General features: G+C 59.8%; 19 protein-coding genes. 15 read left to right on the top strand and 4 right to left on the bottom strand.

Annotated elements, in window-relative coordinates:
• The 5 genes from ACGHU1_RS05965 (at nt 1) to ACGHU1_RS05945 (ending at nt 5,605) form a co-directional block, all read left to right on the top strand.
• On the top strand, nt 1-627 hold the full coding sequence (locus ACGHU1_RS05965) for a glutathione S-transferase family protein (protein ID WP_390584539.1): 627 nt from the start codon (nt 1-3) through the stop codon (nt 625-627).
• A gap of 157 nt (nt 628-784) precedes the next feature.
• Nucleotides 785-1,705 (top strand): UDP-2,3-diacylglucosamine diphosphatase, encoded by a 921-nt coding sequence (locus ACGHU1_RS05960; RefSeq protein WP_390584825.1) that lies wholly within the window; start codon nt 785-787, stop codon nt 1,703-1,705.
• Nucleotides 1,702-2,796 (top strand): glycosyltransferase family 4 protein, encoded by a 1,095-nt coding sequence (locus ACGHU1_RS05955; RefSeq protein WP_390584536.1) that lies wholly within the window; start codon nt 1,702-1,704, stop codon nt 2,794-2,796. Before ACGHU1_RS05960 ends, ACGHU1_RS05955 begins: the two co-directional genes overlap by 4 nt.
• Nucleotides 2,797-2,953: 157 nt before the next feature.
• Nucleotides 2,954-3,787: a cell cycle transcriptional regulator TrcR gene (locus ACGHU1_RS05950; protein ID WP_390584533.1), complete on the top strand. Its 834-nt coding sequence runs from the start codon at nt 2,954-2,956 to the stop codon at nt 3,785-3,787.
• 153 nt (nt 3,788-3,940) lie between these two features.
• Nucleotides 3,941-5,605 carry a long-chain fatty acid--CoA ligase gene (locus ACGHU1_RS05945; RefSeq protein WP_390584530.1) on the top strand — a complete coding sequence of 555 codons (1,665 nt, stop codon included), beginning with the start codon at nt 3,941-3,943 and terminating at the stop codon, nt 5,603-5,605.
• A 91-nt stretch (nt 5,606-5,696) separates the two neighbouring features.
• Here ACGHU1_RS05945 and ACGHU1_RS05940 read toward each other — a convergent pair whose 3' ends face one another.
• Both ACGHU1_RS05940 and ACGHU1_RS05935 read right to left on the bottom strand, forming a co-directional pair.
• Nucleotides 5,697-6,104, bottom strand: coding sequence for a polymer-forming cytoskeletal protein (locus ACGHU1_RS05940; protein WP_390584527.1), 408 nt, complete (start codon nt 6,102-6,104; stop codon nt 5,697-5,699).
• A 4-nt stretch (nt 6,105-6,108) separates the two neighbouring features.
• Nucleotides 6,109-7,284 carry a peptidoglycan DD-metalloendopeptidase family protein gene (locus tag ACGHU1_RS05935; protein WP_390584524.1) on the bottom strand — a complete coding sequence of 392 codons (1,176 nt, stop codon included), beginning with the start codon at nt 7,282-7,284 and terminating at the stop codon, nt 6,109-6,111.
• Between the two features lie 270 nt (nt 7,285-7,554).
• Here ACGHU1_RS05935 and ACGHU1_RS05930 point away from each other — a divergent pair, with 270 nt between their 5' ends.
• The 9 genes from ACGHU1_RS05930 (at nt 7,555) to ACGHU1_RS05890 (ending at nt 14,948) form a co-directional block, all read left to right on the top strand.
• Nucleotides 7,555-8,832 carry a glutamate-5-semialdehyde dehydrogenase gene (locus ACGHU1_RS05930; protein WP_390584522.1) on the top strand — a complete coding sequence of 426 codons (1,278 nt, stop codon included), beginning with the start codon at nt 7,555-7,557 and terminating at the stop codon, nt 8,830-8,832.
• Nucleotides 8,796-9,491 carry a nicotinate-nucleotide adenylyltransferase gene (locus ACGHU1_RS05925; protein WP_390584519.1) on the top strand — a complete coding sequence of 232 codons (696 nt, stop codon included), beginning with the start codon at nt 8,796-8,798 and terminating at the stop codon, nt 9,489-9,491. Before ACGHU1_RS05930 ends, ACGHU1_RS05925 begins: the two co-directional genes overlap by 37 nt.
• 156 nt (nt 9,492-9,647) lie before the next feature.
• Nucleotides 9,648-10,013: a ribosome silencing factor gene (gene rsfS, locus ACGHU1_RS05920; RefSeq protein WP_390584516.1), complete on the top strand. Its 366-nt coding sequence runs from the start codon at nt 9,648-9,650 to the stop codon at nt 10,011-10,013.
• 49 nt (nt 10,014-10,062) lie between these two features.
• Nucleotides 10,063-10,485: a 23S rRNA (pseudouridine(1915)-N(3))-methyltransferase RlmH gene (locus ACGHU1_RS05915; protein ID WP_390584514.1), complete on the top strand. Its 423-nt coding sequence runs from the start codon at nt 10,063-10,065 to the stop codon at nt 10,483-10,485.
• Nucleotides 10,439-11,725: a murein hydrolase activator EnvC family protein gene (locus ACGHU1_RS05910; protein WP_390584513.1), complete on the top strand. Its 1,287-nt coding sequence runs from the start codon at nt 10,439-10,441 to the stop codon at nt 11,723-11,725. The genes ACGHU1_RS05915 and ACGHU1_RS05910 overlap by 47 nt, the downstream gene beginning before the upstream one ends.
• 152 nt (nt 11,726-11,877) lie before the next feature.
• Complete coding sequence (locus ACGHU1_RS05905) at nt 11,878-13,215, top strand: S41 family peptidase (RefSeq protein ID WP_390584511.1); 1,338 nt, start codon at nt 11,878-11,880, stop codon at nt 13,213-13,215.
• Between the two features lie 19 nt (nt 13,216-13,234).
• Nucleotides 13,235-13,699 (top strand): disulfide bond formation protein B, encoded by a 465-nt coding sequence (locus tag ACGHU1_RS05900; RefSeq protein WP_390584509.1) that lies wholly within the window; start codon nt 13,235-13,237, stop codon nt 13,697-13,699.
• Between the two features lie 2 nt (nt 13,700-13,701).
• Nucleotides 13,702-14,223 (top strand): demethoxyubiquinone hydroxylase family protein, encoded by a 522-nt coding sequence (locus ACGHU1_RS05895; RefSeq protein ID WP_390584823.1) that lies wholly within the window; start codon nt 13,702-13,704, stop codon nt 14,221-14,223.
• An 86-nt stretch (nt 14,224-14,309) separates the two neighbouring features.
• Complete coding sequence (locus ACGHU1_RS05890; RefSeq protein WP_390584507.1) at nt 14,310-14,948, top strand: hypothetical protein; 639 nt, start codon at nt 14,310-14,312, stop codon at nt 14,946-14,948.
• A gap of 12 nt (nt 14,949-14,960) precedes the next feature.
• Here the strand turns inward: ACGHU1_RS05890 and ACGHU1_RS05885 are convergent, their stop codons facing one another.
• Both ACGHU1_RS05885 and ACGHU1_RS05880 read right to left on the bottom strand, forming a co-directional pair.
• The gene (locus ACGHU1_RS05885) at nt 14,961-15,974 is read right to left on the bottom strand and encodes an NAD-dependent epimerase/dehydratase family protein (protein WP_390584505.1); all 1,014 of its coding nucleotides are present in this window, start codon (nt 15,972-15,974) and stop codon (nt 14,961-14,963) included.
• 60 nt (nt 15,975-16,034) lie between these two features.
• Complete coding sequence (locus ACGHU1_RS05880) at nt 16,035-17,333, bottom strand: exopolysaccharide biosynthesis polyprenyl glycosylphosphotransferase (RefSeq protein WP_390584502.1); 1,299 nt, start codon at nt 17,331-17,333, stop codon at nt 16,035-16,037.
• 480 nt (nt 17,334-17,813) lie between these two features.
• Here ACGHU1_RS05880 and ACGHU1_RS05875 point away from each other — a divergent pair, with 480 nt between their 5' ends.
• Nucleotides 17,814-18,587 (top strand): hypothetical protein, encoded by a 774-nt coding sequence (locus ACGHU1_RS05875; protein WP_390584501.1) that lies wholly within the window; start codon nt 17,814-17,816, stop codon nt 18,585-18,587.
• The last annotated feature ends 2 nt before the right edge of the window (nt 18,588-18,589 follow it).

Here is an 18,589-nt window from a genome sequence, read left to right as displayed (position 1 = left end):
TTGGCCGCGCCTCTGATCCTTCACGAAGACCCCCGCAGCGGCAATTGCTACAAGATAAAGCTGACGGCGGCGCTGCTCGGCCTCGATCTGAAGACGCGGCAATACGATATCTTGAAAGGCGAAACGCGAACCGATGCTTTTCGCGCGCACGTCAACTCGCAGGGCCGCATACCCGTACTCCAGCTCGGGGACCGGTATCTGCCCGAAAGCAATGCCGCGTGCTGGTATCTGGCCGAGGGGTCGCATCTGGTCCCCGCCGATAAGTTTGACCGGGCGCAGATGCTGCGCTGGATGTTCTTTGAACAATACAGCCACGAACCGAATATCGCGACGCTGCGGTTCTGGTGCCGATTCGTCGGCATGGAAAATTTGAGCGATCAGCAGCGCGGCCAGATGATGCCCAAACAGATTGCCGGGCAGGATGCACTCACAGCGATGGAGAACCATCTGGTCAGGCATGACTGGTTTGCAGGCGGAGATGCGCCGAGCGCCTCGATCGCCGATATCGTGCTGTTTGCCTATACCCACGTGGCGGATGAGGGCGGTTTTGATTTGGAGAGTTTTCCGGCGATCCGGCACTGGATCGAGCGGGTGCAAAACCTTGAACGCTTCATTGCGATGGCTTGAGCCGCTGCCGGGACCGGCTGCAGTTCTCTGAAATCTTGCCGTCACAAACGCGCGATTTGCCGCGAAACCGTCACGCGGCTGTGAATCCCCTGTAACATTGGGCTGTCATGGCTTGGCCGGGAAACCAGCCATCAGGGGAATGCCCGTGACTGACTTTATGCCAAGCGACCAGCCCGAAAACGAGCCTGAACTCTGGGCCGAATTCGGCAACGTTTCGACCTTTCCGCTTACCGAGCCGGCTACGCCTGAATACGGTGAAACAGACGGGGCGCGCCGCCGATATCGCACTATCTGGATCAGCGACGTCCATCTTGGCACGAAAGGCTGCAATGCCGAAATGCTGATCGACTTCCTCGATCATACCGACAGCGAAACGATGTATCTGGTCGGCGACATCATCGACGGTTGGCGGTTAAAGAAAAAATTCTTCTGGCCGCCTGCGCACAACGACATCGTCTGGCGCATTATGAAGCGCGCGAAACGCGGCACGCGCATTGTTTATATCCCAGGCAATCATGACGAAATGTTTCGCCAGTTTACCGGCATGAATTTCGGCGGGGTCGAAATCCGCCGCGCCGCCTTCCACGACACCGCCGACGGACGGCGATTGATGGTGCTGCATGGCGATGAATTCGATGCTGTCATGCTGTCGCACCGCTGGCTCGCCTTTGTCGGGGACGGTGCCTATCACGCCGTGATGAAGCTGAACTATGCCGTCAACGCGGTGCGAAAGACGTTCGGCTTGCCATATTGGTCGCTATCCAAAGCGGCCAAGCACAAGGTGAAAAACGCCGCACAGTTCATCTCTCGCTATGAAGAGATCGTTGCCAAAGCCGCTGGGGAGCGCGGGGTCGACGGGGTTGTTTGCGGCCACATCCACACCGCAGAACAGCGCGTGTTCCGGCACAATGGCCGCAACATCGAATACTGGAACGATGGTGACTGGGTCGAGGGCTGCAACGCTTTGGTCGAACACCATGACGGGCGCATGGAAATTCTCAACTGGCCCGATGTAATCGCCGCCCGGGTAGAACGAGAGGCTGCGCAGAATACTGTAGAGGAACCGGTGGCTGCATGAACCAGCACCGCTCGATCCTGCCTGAAATGGGACGCTCCGCCTCTCCGCATTCGATCGCAATCGTGACCGATGCGTGGTTCCCGCAAACCAATGGCGTGGTGCGCACCCTGTCGACCACCTGCGGGATATTGCGCGGGCGGGGCCACGACGTCACGGTCTTATCGCCCGACCAATACCGTTCCATCCCCGCGCCGAGCTATCCCGAAATCCGCCTCGCCCTGACGCTCCCGGGTACGGTCGGACGAAAGCTGGCCAGCATCGCGCCTGACGCCATCCATATCGCCACGGAAGGTCCGCTGGGCCTTGCCGCGCGGCGTTATTGCCTGAAGCGCGGCGTGCCCTTCACCACCGCTTATCACACGCAGTTTCCCGATTACCTCGCCCGCCGCACCCGTCTTCCGGCACGCGTTTTCTGGCCTTATATCCGCTGGTTCCACCGTCCCGCCCAGCGCATCATGGTGGCGACCGATACGATCCGTGACCAATTGCGCGGCGAAGGCCTGACCAACCTCAGTCATTGGGGCCGCGGCGTCGATCTTGCGAGCTTTTCGCCTGCCGCTCCGCCGCCCGCCGAATATGCCGGGATTGAGGGGCCGATCCTGCTGTATGTCGGCCGGGTCGCGGTGGAGAAGAATATCGAGGCATTCCTGCGCTGCGAGTACCCCGGCACAAAGGTTGTGGTGGGTGACGGACCTGCGCGCGCAGAGCTGGCCACCCGATTCCCCGAAGCCCTTTTCATGGGCAAGCGAACGGGCGCGAACCTTGCTGGGTGCTATGCTGGCGCAGATGTGTTTGTCTTTCCCAGCAAAACCGACACGTTCGGCCTTGTCATGATAGAGGCGCTCGCCTGCGGAACGCCGGTCGCCGCGTTTCCGGTGCCCGGTCCTGTCGATATCCTCTCGGACGATGTGGGGGCAATGTCACACGACCTCCCGCGCGCCATTGATGCAGCGCGCTATTGCAGCAGCGCAGACTGTGTGGACCATGCCGCGCGATACAGCTGGCAGACGGCAACGGACCAGTTTCTCACCGCGCTGGTCGCCCTGCGCGAAGATGAATGCCAGTCGCTGATGGCGCAGCCCGCATTCTGATCGGTAGAGGCGAAACGCCTTTTACAAGCCCGATCTGCGAAGGTGTGATATAAGCGGCTGAGGCTTTCGCTTGCCGAACCGCCGCCTATCGCCTATCTGCGATGGGGCAACGGCCGCTCCGCAAGGGGCGGCCCTTTATATTTTTACGGAGAAAACCATGGCTCAGGCCAAAACGCAGCCCACTCCGCTGATGCCGCATGCGACTGCCACATGGCTGGTCGATCACACCGGTCTCTCGTTTGAACAGATCGCAGAATTCTGCGGCCTTCACCTGCTGGAAGTGCAGGCGATGGCGGATGACCTGGCGGGCAGCAAATACACCGGGCGCGATCCCGTCCATGCCGGTGAACTGACGCTCGAAGAAATTGAGAAGGGTCAGGCGGACGAGGAATACTCGCTCAAAATGCACAAGGCTCCGGTCGAAGTGACCCGGACAAAAGGCCCGCGTTACACACCGGTGTCCAAACGTCAGGACAAGCCGGACGGTATTGCGTGGGTCCTGCGCAGCCATCCGGAAGTTTCTGATGCGCAGATTTCAAAGCTGATCGGCACGACGCGCAACACAATCGGCGCGATTCGCGAACGCTCGCACTGGAACATCCAGAATATCCAGCCGAAAGACCCCGTAACGCTCGGCCTTTGTTCGCAGCGCGAGCTGGATGCGGTCGTGGCGAAAGCGGCAAAGCGTGCAGGCATCACCGAGGAAGAGGCTGTACCGGTCGAAGGCGCAGACCAGCGTTCCGACAAGGACAAGCTGATCGAAGAGCTTCAGGCCGAACGCGAAGCTAACGTCAAAGCCGCAGCGCAGGCCGCACAGGAAGCCGAAGCCGAAGCATGGCTCGCGGCCAAGCGTGAAGCCGAAGAGAACGGCGTTGCGGTCGAACCGAACGAAGCATTTGCCGCTTCGACTCCGGCTCCCAGCGAAATTGACGATGGCGCAGTGGCCGAAGAGCCTGCCACGGACGATGAGACAGACGAAAACGCTGGCTGACGCAAACAGCAGGCATAAAACTGAATGGAAAAGGGGCGGCGCAAACCGCCCCTTTTTCGTGAGCGGGCCACCCCGGCAATTCATCTGCGATTTTAGGCCGCTAAGGAGCAGTATTGCTTGCGGTTGCGCAGTTGATCTCCCAAGACTGCTGACATGAATGTAAACAAAGCCTCTTACCACCATCCCGGCAAATGGGACGCCGATTTCGAGCTGATGAGCCTGCCCGAAATGCTGGCGCACACCACCGAATTCGATCCCTCCGCACCGTTCCTGCATTTCCTCGGCCGCACCTACAGCTATGGCGAAATGCATGCAGAGGCGCAGCGTTTTGCCGCCGGGCTGGCGGACATGGGTATTGCCAAAGGCGACCGCGTTGGCCTGTTCCTCCCCAATGTCCCGATCTATGCTTCGGCCTATTACGGCGCGATGATGGCGGGCGCGGTGGTGGTAAACTTCTCGCCGCTCTATTCGGTCGAGGAACTGGCATGGCAGGTCGCCGACAGCGGCACACGCACGCTCGTCACGCTCGACGTGCCGGAGCTTTATGAAACAGCGTCAAAAGTGCTGGGTAGCTCGGACCTTGAAACGCTGGTCGTTGGCCGGCTTTCGGACATGTTGCCATGGGTAAAGGGCACCGCGCTCAAACTGCTGAAACGCAGCCAGATCGCATATGTCGATTATTCAACCAGCGTTCTTGCATGGAAAGACTGCACGCCGGACAAGGCGCCGCCTTCGATCACAATCGACGCAAGTGAAGACCTCGCGCTGCTGCAATATACCGGCGGCACGACCGGCCGGCCAAAAGGCGCAATGCTTGGCCACAGCCAGCTGGTCATGAACGCGCAGCAGGTTGCCGCGATCAATCCGTTTGAGAATCCGCGCGATGAAGTGTTCATGGGCGCGCTGCCGTTCTTCCATGTCTTTGCCAACACCGCGCTGCTCAATCATGCGGTCGCCAGCGGGGGGTCTATTGCGATGGTCCCGCGGTTCGAAGCGAAGCAGGTGCTGAAAACCATCGAGAAATACGGCGCGACCGGTTTTCCCGGCGTTCCAACCATGTTTCAGGCGTTGCTCGATCACCCGGATCTCGCCAAGACCGATCTATCGACGCTGAAAGTCTGTATTTCCGGCGGCGCGCCTATGCCTGCGCCGGTCCATACAAGGTTTGAAGAGGTAACCGGCGTGCGCGTGGTCGAGGGATACGGCCTTACCGAAAGCTCAGGCGTGGTGTCGGTCAATCCTTACGAAGGCACGCGTAAGAAAGGCACGATTGGCCAGCTGGTCGCTCGTACCGAAATCGTGCTGCTGGACAAGGAAGACCCGACCAAACTTGCCCCGGAAGGAGAGCCCGGCGAACTGGCGATCCACGGGCCGCAAATCATGCGCGGTTATTGGAACCGCCCCGAAACGCAGGCCGAAGTTTTCGTATCGCGCAATGGAAAGCAATATCTGCGCACTGGCGATGTCGCGACAATGGACGAAGACGGGTTTCTGGAAATCGTTGACCGGATCAAAGACATGATCGCGGTGGGCGGGTTCAAAGTGTTCCCCAGCCAGGTCGAGGACGTCATTCTTGAACACAGCCAGGTCAAAGAAGTTCTGGTGATCGGTGTCCCCGATAATTACCGCGGAGAGGCTCCGCGCGCTTTTGTTGTGCTGGAAGAAGACGCGGATATCGGTGCCGATGCCTTGAGGGGCTGGCTGAATGACCGGGTCGGAAAACATGAGCGGGTGGACAAGGTGGTGATCCGCGAAGACCTTCCCAAAACGATCATTGGAAAGCTGGATCGCAAGGCGTTGCGGGCCGAGGTGCTTTAGTCACGCCCGCTGATTGCGGCCATTTCGGCAGGCACAAAAAAGCCGCGATCCCAATTTGAGGCCGCGGCTTTTTTGTTTCTGTGTCAGCGCCTTATGTGGCGATGTGCAGCTGGGCCTGATCGCCAGAGGCGTCCTTTGCATTTGGCGTGGATGTCACGTTCTTTGCCTGACGCCGCGCATTCGGGGCAAAGCGGCCATCGACCTGTGCACCCTGTTCGATGGTCAGTGCATCGTAATGCACGTCGCCTTCGATCTTGGCGCTTTTCAGGATTACCAGCTCTTTTGCGGTGATTGATCCGGTGACGTGACCGGCAAGCCGCGCGGTTTCAGCGGTGATCCCGCCACTGACATGACTGCTTTCCCCTTGGACGAGCGAGGCACATTTGATGTCGCCTTCAATCGATCCATCGACATGCAGATCAGCGGACGCGCCAATATCGCCTTTGATCGTAATATCGGGACCAATTACGGAGAAAGTTGAGCTGTTGCCGGATGCCATAGGTTTACTCGCTGGTCGTTGGGTTGGGGCGGACGGAACCGGTTCCGCGGACTTCTTTGAGAACATCGGGTGCGGTCTCCAGGAATGGGCGCGGGTTAATTGCGCGGTTATCGATACGAACTTCAAAGTGCAGGTGCGGCCCTGTCGAACGGCCAGTGCTACCCAGACCGCCTAGCGTGTCGCCCGCATCCACAACTTTGCCCGGCTGAACATCTAGCCGGGACATATGGGCATAACGGGTCATCATGCCATTTTCATGGCGAACCTCTACTGTTTTTCCGTAGCCGCCCTTGCGACCGGAAAAAGTGACCACGCCTTTGGCTGCTGCGAAGATCGGAGAGCCGTGCGCGCCCTTAAAATCGATGCCATTATGCATCGCGCCCCGGCTGGTGAAGGGGTCGCGGCGATATCCGAAACTGGAGGTGATCTTTTCGATGCTGGCCGGAACAACCTGCGGGATTCCGTCAAGTGCGCGCTCCAGCGCATTCATCCGCGCAAGGCTGAGGCCAAGCCGTTCAAAACGCGGGTCAATCGAACCGTCAGCTGACGTCGCCAGCATTTCCAACGGACCACCGATGCCGCCCTGACGCTCTACATTGCGGGCCATTGCCTTGGGATCGAGGTCGAGCTTGCGCATCGCTGCCTCTGCGCGCAGTGCCCGCGCATCGGCGAACCGGGTGAGGCGCTCTACCAGCGCCAGCTGGCGGGCCTCGATCTGGGCAAGGCCCATCGCCTGCGGAATGAATTCACCGACTTTCTCGATGGTTTCTGCCGCTTCTGTGGTCGAATCGGTCACGTTTGTGTCGGTGTCGCGAATATCCTCGGGCAGCATGCGCGCCATTTCTTCGAGGAATTCCTGCCGGCTGCCGAGGTCTTCGACCACGCGGTCCAGGTCGCCGCCATACGCTTTCAGCCGCTCCTGCGAATCGGCAACGCGGACTTTTTCATCCTGAAACGAGGCGAGGTCGGCTTCGGCCTGATACTTGTTCCAGGCCATGACGCCCAGCGAACTGCCCCAGACGAGCGCGAATGCGGCGACGCCGCTGACGCCTGCAACCTGCAGTTTAGATGAGATTTTGATGAAACGAACGTGGCCCTGCGAGCGCATGAAGAACTCGCGATCCGGAAACCACTCACGAAGCCGTTCCCCCATTTGCCGGGAAGTTTTTTTATCTGACAATGCGACCCCGTAAAGGTTTTGTTTTGCGATCCGTCCGTGGGGCTACCAACCGATTCGGCATCGGTCGAATCAGAGTGTTAACGTGAACGGCGAACCGATGCGAAATCGCGGCGAGCCGTTCAAGACGGCGAAAAAGGACATTAAATTGTTGGAACCAAGGCATTCATATGGCGTTTGCGGCCGCCAATTCGTGAGATTCCAGCGGTGCAGTGGTCCAGATCGCGCAAAGTGAGTTGATCGCGTGATCAATTCTGGCGCATGGATGGTGTAATGACTGCACTTGCCGCCTCCAGCGCCGAAAATCCGGTCCAACTGATTGCCGATCTTGCGAAAGCGGGCCGCGCGGCACAGCGCATCCTGCGTGAAACGAGCAGCGAAGCGCGCGCGGCGGCGCTGATACTCGCGGCAAAACGGCTCCGCGCGGATAGCTCCGCAATTCTTGCAGCAAATGCGAAGGATGTCGGGGCGGGCCGGGAACGCGGCCTTTCCGGCGCACTGATCGACCGTCTGATGCTGGACGAAGCGCGCCTAGAGGGGGTTGCAGCAGGGATAGAGGCGGTTGCAAACCTGCCCGATCCCGTTGGCGAAATTATCTCCAGCGATGAACGGCCCAATGGCCTTGCCCTGTCGCGGGTCCGCGTGCCGATCGGGCTGATCGGGATTATCTACGAAAGCCGCCCCAACGTGACCGCCGATGCCGCCGCATTGTGCGTGCGTGCGGGCAATGCGGCGCTGCTGCGCGGCGGCAGCGAAGCAGTGCATTCCAATCACGCGATCCTCTCGGCTTTTCGCGCCGGGCTTGAACAGGGAGGATTGCCCGGCGATGCGGTGCAAATCGTGCCTACGCAGGATCGCGCGGCTGTTGGTGCAATGCTGACGGCGGCAGGTCTGATCGACATGATCGTTCCGCGCGGCGGCAAGAGCCTCGTGGAGCGGGTACAGACGGATGCGCGCGTGCCGGTACTCGCCCATCTTGACGGGATCAATCACACCTATGTGCATCGCGCCGCCAACCCCGCAATGGCGCGCGATATCGCGATCAACGCCAAATTGCGCCGTCCGGGTATTTGCGGTGCGATGGAGACACTGCTGATCGATGCCGCTTTCCCTCGGCCAGAAGCTGTGATTGCCGCGCTGATCGATGCAGGCTGCGCGGTGCGCGGAGACGCGGCTGTCGCCAGGCTAGATGACAGAGTGACGCCAGCCAGCGCCAATGACTGGGATACCGAATATCTCGATGCGGTTGTGTCGGCGGCGATCGTTGGCGGGCTGGACGATGCGCTCGCCCATATTGCCCGCCATTCTTCATCCCACACCGATGTGATCGTGACCGATGACGATGCCATTGCCGAGGCATTTCTGAGCCGGGTCGACAGCGCCATCGTGATGCACAACGCGTCATCGCAATTTGCCGATGGAGGCGAATTCGGCCTTGGCGCGGAAATCGGGATCGCTACCGGACGGCTTCATGCGCGCGGGCCGGTCGCACTCGAAGGGCTGACGACGTACAAATGGCTTGTGCGGGGCACCGGCCAGACCCGTCCCTGATACGGAGAGATTTCCTGAAAAGAACCGGCCTTCTCGGCGGCAGCTTCAATCCCGCACATGGCGGCCATCGCCGCATCACGCGCTTTGCCATTGATGCATTGGGGCTGGACGAGGCGTGGTGGCTTGTCTCGCCCGGCAATCCGCTGAAGCCGAAAGCCGGCATGGCCCCGCTCGCCGCGCGGCTCGCCTCTGCGCGTGAGCAGGCGAAACGCGCGCCGATCGTGCCGACAGTGATAGAGCAGCAGCTGGGCACGCGCTACACCGTGGATACGCTCGCCGCGCTGAAACGGCGATATCCCAAGCGTGAATTTGTGTGGCTGATGGGGTCGGACAATCTCGTTGAATTCCACCGCTGGAAAGACTGGCGGCGAATTGCCCGGACAATGCCGATTGCGGTGATCGCGCGGCCGGGCTATAACGCAGATGCCGTGGCGAGCCCCGCCACGGCCTGGCTCAGGCGTCATACCGTGTCTGCCGCCAGCTTTCGTTCTAAGGGGCAATGGAGCGCACCGGCACTGGTGTTCATGCGTTTCGATCCCGATCCACGCTCTGCCACGGCAATCCGCCGCGGCGATGCGAACTGGGCCTCTCGATTTGAGGGCGCCGGGATGCGGGACCGTTTAACGTTCCGCCAAATCCATCCAAGCGGGGATTCATGAGGCGCTGCTACGGCGCTGTTATGACTTTCCTTGCCAAATGGCATGTCGATGCCCATTTTATTCCAATAAATTGGAGACTTGAACTGGCCTATGACACAGGCACAATCCGCGTCCGCAACTGGCGGCGCATCGAAAATCGCTTCGGCAGCGCAGTCCATGGCTGCAGCTGACATGAGCAAACACGAACTGCACGAACTGGTGATGCAGCAGCTTGACGATGATCAGGCGCAGGACATCGTTTCAATCCCGCTCGAGGGCAAAAGCTCGATCGCGGATCACATGGTGATTGCGAGCGGCCGGTCGACGCGTCAGGTTGCCTCGATGGCGCAGAAACTTGCCGAAAAGGTGAAGCAGGCCGGTCACGGCCCCGTTCGCCTCGAAGGTTTGCCGCAGGCTGACTGGGTTTTGATCGATGCCGGCGATGTCGTCGTGCACCTGTTCCGTCCCGAAGTGCGCAGCTTCTACAATCTTGAGCGCATGTGGTCGTTCGAAGGCGGCGAGGCGCAGCAGGGCCGGGCGTAGTTTCTTTGCGCATCCTATTGGTGCGCGCAAAGAAAAGGCTCAACTGGTAATGCTCCTGCATGTCATCGCCCGCGGTAAAATTGCCCGCTCTCCCGAGGCGGAGCTGGTTGCGCGCTATGAAAAACGGCTGACCTGGCCGGTGAAACTGACCGAGCTGCCAGAAACCGGCGGGCGCATCCCCGACCCGCAAACCCCTTTCAAGACAGTGCTGCTCGATGAGCGGGGCAAGACGCTGTCGTCCGAGAAATTTGCCCGCACTCTCGGGAACTGGCGCGATGACGGCATTCGCGAAACCCGGTTTGTGCTGGGCGCTGCCGATGGCCATTCTTCAGCGGAGCGCGATGCTGCCGACCTGTTGTTGGCCTTTGGCCGCGCGACGTGGCCGCACCTGCTGGCGCGCGCAATGCTGATGGAGCAGCTTTACCGTGCGGCCAGCATTCTTGCAGGCCATCCCTATCATCGGGCAGGGTGACATTGTGAAAAGCTCCGCTGTTCTCTTGTGCTCTGCTGCCGCCGCGTTTGCGGCAATCGCTGCCTTTGCGCCGCACACAATCGCGCAGCGCGATCCCGGAATGCTCGATCCTGCCGAGGCGCAGGCACAATTGGAGCGTGCGACGCGGCAAGGGCGGCTGGCAGAAGCACGCGCCCAGCGACTCTCCCGCGAGGCAGAGGCAGCCGGCGAGGCAGCCGAGAAAACCGCGCGCGAAGCAGCGGCGATCGCGGCAAAAATCCAGCAGGCCGAAGCTGAAATCGCGGTGACGAAGGCGCGCTATTCCCTCGCCCGGTCGGACCGCGCGGCGATTGCATCCCGCCTTGCCGAGCGGCAGGAGCCACTCGTGCGATTGACGGGCGCGCTCCAGACAACGGCCCGCCGTCCCCTCGCGCTGTCTGCGCTGCAACCCGGATCGCTCAAAGATTTGGTCTATGTGCGCGCCGTTCTGGACAGCACGATCCCCCAGATACGTGAGCGCACTTCGGCCCTTCGAGGCGAACTGCAAGAGGTGCGCAGGCTGGAGGAGGCGGCATCTGCTGCGCTTGCTGCGCTGCGCGAAAACGAAACGGTCCTGCAATCGCGCCGTCAGGAACTCACAAGCCTTGAAACGCGCCAGCGGCTGGCCTCTCGCAATGCGCGGAGCACGGCCGGGCGGGAGGCGGAACGCTCGCTCGCACTGGCCGAAGAAGCCCGCGATCTCAACGGTCTGATGGGGCGGATCGACCGCGCGGCGTCCTTGCGGCGGGAACTAGCGGCTCTGCCTGGCCCGGTGCTGCGTCCTGCCGATTTCAGTGAAAGCGCGCAGCCCGCGCCCGCTCCGGTGCCAGCAGCGTCGCCTACAGCGGCCGCTGCGCCCCCGCGTGATTTCCAGCTTCCGGTTCAGGGGCGCACGATTGCCGGATTTGGCGAAGAGCGCGAGAGCGGATTGCGCAGCAGCGGCCTAACGCTGGCGCCCGAACGCGGCGCGCAAATTGTCGCCCCGGCATCGGGCCGCATTGCGTTTGCCGGACCCTATCGGGGTTATGGCCGAATCGTCATTATCGAACATGCAGGCGGTTGGACGAGCCTTGTCACCGGGATGGAACGGATCACGGTTGCAGTGGGCGACAGTGTTATCGGCGGCAGTCCGATGGGCGCTGCGGGAGCGGGTGATGCGCCCGTCACGCTGGAGTTGCGGCGGGACGGCGATCCGGTAAACCCCTTACAATTCCTCGGCTAATTTGAAAGCGGGGCGCGTTCACTGCACCCTTGTCGTGACATTTCCCGCTTGGTTTGCCCCGTGCCGGGACGCTTTGCGAAAGCCGCGACTGTTATCTGGCATTCAGCACGGGGCTGATATACACCTTTATCTGAAAAGGAGCCCACACGCCCATGAAACTCGCTGCATTGCTGCGCAACACCGCACTTATCGCCACCGGCGCGGTCCTCGCCACAACAACCACTGTCGTTGCCCAAGGCGATGCGCGCGGCGATCCTGAGTTTTCGAAGGTGTTTGCGGTCTATCAGCGGATCAAGACCAGCTATGTGGAGCCGGTGGATGACGAAGTGCTGACGCGCGGCATGATCGACGGGATGCTGACTGCACTCGATCCGCATTCGGGTTATCTCGACGGCAGCGATCTGCAGCGCCTCGAAACGATGATCGACGGCAATTATTCCGGCCTTGGGCTTTCCGTGGTGATGGAAGATGGCGCGGTGAAGGTCATTTCGCCGTTCAACGGCAGCCCGGCAGACAAGCAGGGGATCAAGTCGGGCGATTTCATCACGCACCTCAACGGCGAACTGATCTATGGCGGCGATCTGGACGACGCTGTGGCGCAGATGCGCGGCAAGGCGGGCACTTCGATTGACCTGACCATTTTCCGCCCCGGCCGCGATGAGCCGTTCGATGTCACCGTGACCCGCGGCGTGATTGAGCTTGAGCCGGTGACGCATGAGCTTGCATCCGGCAATGTCGGCATCATCACCGTCAATGAATTTTCCGCCGATGTTGGCGCGGATGTATATCGCGCATGGAACGAGATCCGGGAAGAGGCGACAGGCCGGGTCAGCGGCCTTGTGCTGGACCTTCGCTCCAATCCGGGCGGCAGCCTTGATGAAGCGGTGGCGCTGTCCGATCTGTTCCTCGACGAAGGGCGGATCGTCTCGCAGCGCGGGCGTGCCCGCGGTGAAACATTGCTGTATGATGCGGAAACCGTATTTCGCGGCGACATGGCCGAAGGTGTGCCGGTCATCGTACTGATTGATGCCGGCTCCGCCTCCGCATCCGAAATCGTCGCAGGCGCGCTGCAGGATCATCGCCGCGCGCTGGTGATGGGCGAACGCAGCTTTGGCAAAGGCAGCGTGCAATCGCTGCTGCCGCTGGGGCGCGATGCCGCACTCAAACTGACGACGGCTCGCTACTTCACACCGAAAGGCAATTCGGTGCAGGAAGGCGGGATCAAGCCTGATATCGCCGTGCCTCAGCTGTCCGATCCCGATCTGGCCCTGCGCGAGAAATACCAGACCCGCGAAAGCGATCTGCGCGGTCATCTGATCAACGAACTGGGTATCAAGGATGAAGAGCTGGAGGTCGACAAGATCGACGATCCGCGCTTCAAATTGACCTCGGAGCAGCTTGAAGAGCAGGGCATTGAAGACTTCCAGTTGCATTACGCGCTGGAAACGTTGCGCCGAACGACGAAAAGTTCGGTGGCGCTGCGGCGTTAAGCACCCTAGATAACGCGCCATGACAGGTGTGAAGCAGGCACGGCTGCTCGCCATTGCAATCCCTGCGGGATTGCTGGGCGGAGCGTATATCTCCGAATACGGTTTCGGGCTGTTTCCGTGTGAAATGTGCTGGTGGCAACGCTATCCGCATTTCGCCGGTCTGGCCGCCGGGATTTTCTCCGCGTTTCTGGCGCCCGCACGCGTCTGGACGGCGCTGGCCGGTCTTGCGATCCTCACATCCGGGCTGATTGGCGGTTTCCACGCAGGTGTCGAATATGACTGGTGGGAAGGCATTACCGGCTGCGCCACTATCGGCAGTGCGGTGGATGTGATGAACCCTTCCGCTGCGCCTCTGGTGCGGTGCGATGTCGCTCCGTGGAGCCTGTTTGGCATATCGCTGGCAGGCTGGAACTTCCTCTTTTCAACGCTGGGCGGGATCGCGATCCTTGCCTTGAGCGTTAAGGGTGCAGGAAACGAGAAATGACTATGAAACGCGATGAACTCCACCGCATGATCCGGGTCGACCAGGCCGGAGAATTTGGCGCAACGCGCATTTACGAAGGCCAGCTTGCCGTAATGGGCGATCGCGGGCCGCACTCGGCCGAGATCCGGCACATGGCCGAACAGGAAGAGGGCCACCGCGCCCGCTTTGACAAGGTGCTTGCCGAACGCGGCGTGCGCCCGACTGCGCTGCATCCGATTTGGTCGGCGGCGGGATATGCGCTGGGTGCAGGCACGGCCTTGCTCGGCCCAGAAGCCGCGATGGCCTGCACCGCAGCTGTCGAGGAAGAGATCGACAAGCATTATTCGGAACAGCTCGACCGACTGGCTGAAACCGGCGATGAGCCCGAACTCGCTGCGATGATTGAGGAATTTCGCGAGGAAGAACGCGAACACCGCGATGCGGCGCTAGCCAATGGCGCTGAAAACGCGCCGGCCTATCCATTCCTGTCCGGTGCAATCCGGCTTGGCTGCAAGATTGCGATCAAGGTGAGCGAGCGGGTTTAAAGACCGGTTCCGCGCGGGTTCAGCCACAATTCAGTGCGATGTGGTATATCCGCCGCGCCGCATTCGACAAAACAGGACGACAATTGATGACCAGTGTGTTCAAAGCCAACCTGATTCCAGCGGCCTTTGCCGGCACGCTCGCGGCGCTGTGCGCTCCGGCGGCGGCTCAGGATAAAGCAGGCGACAAGGTCAATATGGTCATCGCCTATGACGAAAGCGAATGTCCCGAAGCGGTCGGCGATGAAATCGTCATCTGTGAAATTCTGGTCGAGGCGGAACGCTATCGCATCCCGTCAAACCTGCGCCAAAGCGGTTCGCCCGAGAATACCGCGCGCACCGGTGAAGTCGTCTCGATCCGGTATATTACCGAATCCGGCGCAATGAGCTGCTCACCTGCGGGCGCGGGCGGATTTACCGGCTGCACCCAGCAATTCATCGACAAAGCTTATGCCGAGCGTGAGCAGGGCGAGGCAGTGCGTTTCAGCCAGCTTATCGAACAGGCGCGTCAAGAACGCCTGTCCACCATTGATCAGGATGCTGCTGCCGAGCAGGGCCGTGTCGAACAGATCGAGCGTGCGTATCTGGAGCGGCTCGAACGGGAGCGTAACCAGCCGCTCCCCGGAGAAGAGCCGGCGGCTGATGTGACCGTCCAAACCGACAATCCGCTTGCCGTACCGCCGCAGTCCGTCACCGGCCCCGTCGTCAACGAAGAGCCAGAGGGCTAGAGCGCAGCGCGCTTACACGCCGTAATAGTCGCGGTACCAGGCCACAAATTTGGCGACACCCTCGCGCACGTCGGTCTGCGGGGCATAACCTGTTAGCTCGCCTAGCAGCGTTGCATCCGCCCATGTCGCAGGCACATCGCCTTTTTGCATGGGCATCATGTTCTGCTTGGCTTTCAAACCGCACGAATCCTCGATCGCGGTAATGAAATCCATCAGCCGCACCTTGTCGTTGTTGCCGATATTGACGACGCGATAAGGCGCTGCGGGTGACAGGCTGTCGTGCTCCGCGATTTGCGCCTTTGTATCAGGGCGCACAGGCGGAGTGTCGATCAGCAGGCGGATGCCGCGCACCAGATCTTCGACATAGGTGAAGTCGCGGAACATATCGCCATTGTTATAGATATCAATCGGCGTCCCCTCGAGGATACCCTTGGTAAACTTGAACAACGCCATGTCCGGACGGCCCCAAGGGCCATAGACGGTGAAAAACCGGAACATCGTCGTCGGCAGGTTCCACAAATGGGCATAGGAATGGCCCATCGCCTCATTTGCCTTCTTCGTCGCTGCATAAAATGTCAGCGGGGTATCGCATTTCTGCCGCTCGTCGAACGGCATTTCATCATTTGCGCCATAGACCGAGCTGGTTGACGCCATCAGCAGGTGATCGACGCCTAATTCACGGGCGCACTCCATCACGTTAAACGTGCCGACGAGGTTGGATTCGAGATAGGCGCGGGGGTTTTCAAGGCTGTACCGCACACCCGCCTGCCCGGCGAGGTGGACGATCACATCCGGCTTTTCGGCCATGCAAAGCGCGCGCAGTTTGTCGAAATCCTCGAGCATTCCGACATTGGCTGTGAAGTTTGGGTGCTCGGCCAGCAATTCGTGCCGCCGCTCTTTCAGGCTGACTTCGTAATAGTCGGTCAACCCGTCATACCCGACGACCCGAAAGCCCTCTGCGAGCAGGATCTGCGCAAGGTGATAGCCGATAAAACCGGCCGAACCGGTGATTAATACTGTCCGCAAGATTGATTTCCCGGCCGAGTCTAGGGCCGCCCCAATGTGGCCGCTAATGCAAGGAGTTTCTCACTTTGCGCCGTCTCCTGTCAATATAACCCTGAAGGTCTTGAGCACGATCAAAAGGTCTAACCAAAGCGAGATGTTCTTCACATAATAGAAGTCATAGCGCAGCTTTGAATTCACATCGGCAACATCGGTGACATGGCCCTGATTGACCTGCGCCCAGCCGGTTATCCCGGGCCGCACAATGTGGCGGTAGGAGTAGAACGGCAATTCCTGTTCGTACCATTTTGACAGGGATTGCGCTTCGGGGCGGGGGCCGATCCAGCTCATCTCGCCGCGCAGGACGTTGATTACCTGCGGCAATTCATCAATCCGCGTGCGGCGCAGGAAATGCCCCAGCTTTGTAATGCGGTCATCATCGGCCTGCGTCATCGCATCGCGCCGTTCGGCATCTTCGTCATCCACCGAGCCGCGCTGGCGCATTGTGCGAAACTTGATCATGCGGAACGTGTTGCCGCGGTGGCCAACGCGCTCCTGCACGTAGAAAGCGCCGCCGGGCGTATCCATCTTGATAAGGATCGCGATGATCAGGAACGGAATGGCAAACACCGGCAGCAGCGCCAGCGATCCGACAATATCGATCAGCCGCTTGGTCGTCATGTACGGCACATTGGGGATCAGCGACCCAAGATCGTTTTCCGAAAGGTGGCTGATCCGGACTTGCCCGCTCTGCATTTCTGCGACCTGCCGGTAATGGTAGACCGGCACCCCGGCCAGCGCCGCTTTGGCAAACAACCGTTCCCAGTCATCCGGGTGGTCGTGGTGAAGATCGGCGACGAGTGCGCAATCAAGATGCCCCGCCTGCACAAGAGCTTCAAGGTCCAGCAGGCTGGGCGCTGGAACGTAATGGTCGCCCATCCTCACCTCTCCCACGCGCCCGCCCGAGACAATAAAATGGGGACGTTGGAGACGGCGGTTGTAATTGGTGAGTAGATAGCTGGTCGTGACCGCAAAGAACGCACCGATCGCAAACAGGGGGATTGAGTAATTCACCCGCAAAATCGCAATTCCGGCAAGCACACCGCCAAAGCATGCGAGATTGACCGGCATGACATAGGAAAGCTGGCGCGCTTTTGCGTATTCGCGAAGACGGGTGAGGGCTTGCCAGCTGAAAAACGCAGCAATGCCCAGCGCGATGGCGGTGTTGACGAAAAACACCGATCCCAAATCATTTCCGGCAATCAGCCAATAGATAGCCGGAGGAATGAGGCCAGCTGACAGATATAGCGCCAATTGCAAGGCCCGCGCAGATAACGCGCCCCTCGTCGTGTGATGCGGTTTTGACACTGTATTGATATACATCGTCTATTCTCAATTTCGCGCCCAGCTGCAGCTGTCACCCGATATGGTGCGCGATATTCCCTTCCCTGTCATAGAGGCCGCGATCCGGCGGCCCTTACCCGGCATCTGAATAGGCAGACTAGTTTATAGCTTTAGTCGCTGCGCTATAACCAAGAAAGGCGAGGGCGTAATCCACTTTTCGAAAAACACTATAATTTTCAATCGGTCGTGCTTTGTCATCGCCCGCACGTTCAAATGAGCTATACTGCTCTTAAACAAGACGTTGAAAATCGACCGAGAACCAATTTGGGCTTTAAATTTTATCATTGCGTGATAGGCGCGCCCCAGTTTCGTGCACGCGGTGCTGCTGACATAATCCATAACGGAAATTGCGCCAGCCTATAGCCTCGTGACGCCGCCCTCTTCATGATGCGGCTCAAATCGCTCAATTGGAATATACCCATGCTTAAGTCGCTGAAAAATGTAATCAAAGACACCGGAATGCGTGTGGCACCGAAGCTGACTTTGGAATTGCTGTCGGCCCGTTCGCAAAAATTTATCATTGAGCGTGAGAGAAGCACCGGCCGTCTGGCGGCTTCGCAGAAATTCGTTGCGGAACATGGGCGCACAGTGCTGGCCGGCCCCTTTGCCGGCATGGTCTATCCAGAAGCAACTGCGCAGGAGCGGAACCTGATCCACAGGCTGACTGGCAGTTATGAAAGCGAGCTTCACCCCTGGATCGAGGAGATCGCTGCATCAGATTATGGCATGCTGCTGGATATCGGCACGGCGGACGGGTTCTATGCGGTCGGTTTTGCGCGATTGATGCCCGACACCAGAGTGATTGGTTTTGACACTGACCGATGGGCCCGTCAGGCCACGCAGAATCTCGTCGATTTGAACGAGACGCACAATGTTGACGTGGAATCGATGTGCGATCCCGCCTGGATCAACCGCAATGTCACGCCCAACTCACTGATCTTTTCCGACTGCGAAGGCTATGAAGCCGTTCTCTTCGATCTCGATCTTTGCCCGATCCTGCGCGAATGCGACATGGTGATCGAACTGCACGAACGCCCGGCACCGGGTGTGGAGCAATTGTTGCGAGGACGGTTCAAGGACACGCATGATTGCCGTCTGGTGACTTATATGGACCATGATCCTGCGCTTTTCCCGCAATTGGCAAGCGTCGAGGAAAGCATGCGCGAACTGGTCATCAGCGAAGGCCGGGGCGGACCACAAAACGTGATTTTCCTAACGCGAAAAACGGTCTGAGC

Origin of the sequence: Erythrobacter sp. MTPC3 (assembly GCF_042854385.1) — a bacterium.
Taxonomy (GTDB): domain Bacteria; phylum Pseudomonadota; class Alphaproteobacteria; order Sphingomonadales; family Sphingomonadaceae; genus Erythrobacter.
Note: the sequence above shows the minus strand (reverse complement) of the source record. Positions and strands in the feature narration are given on the sequence as shown.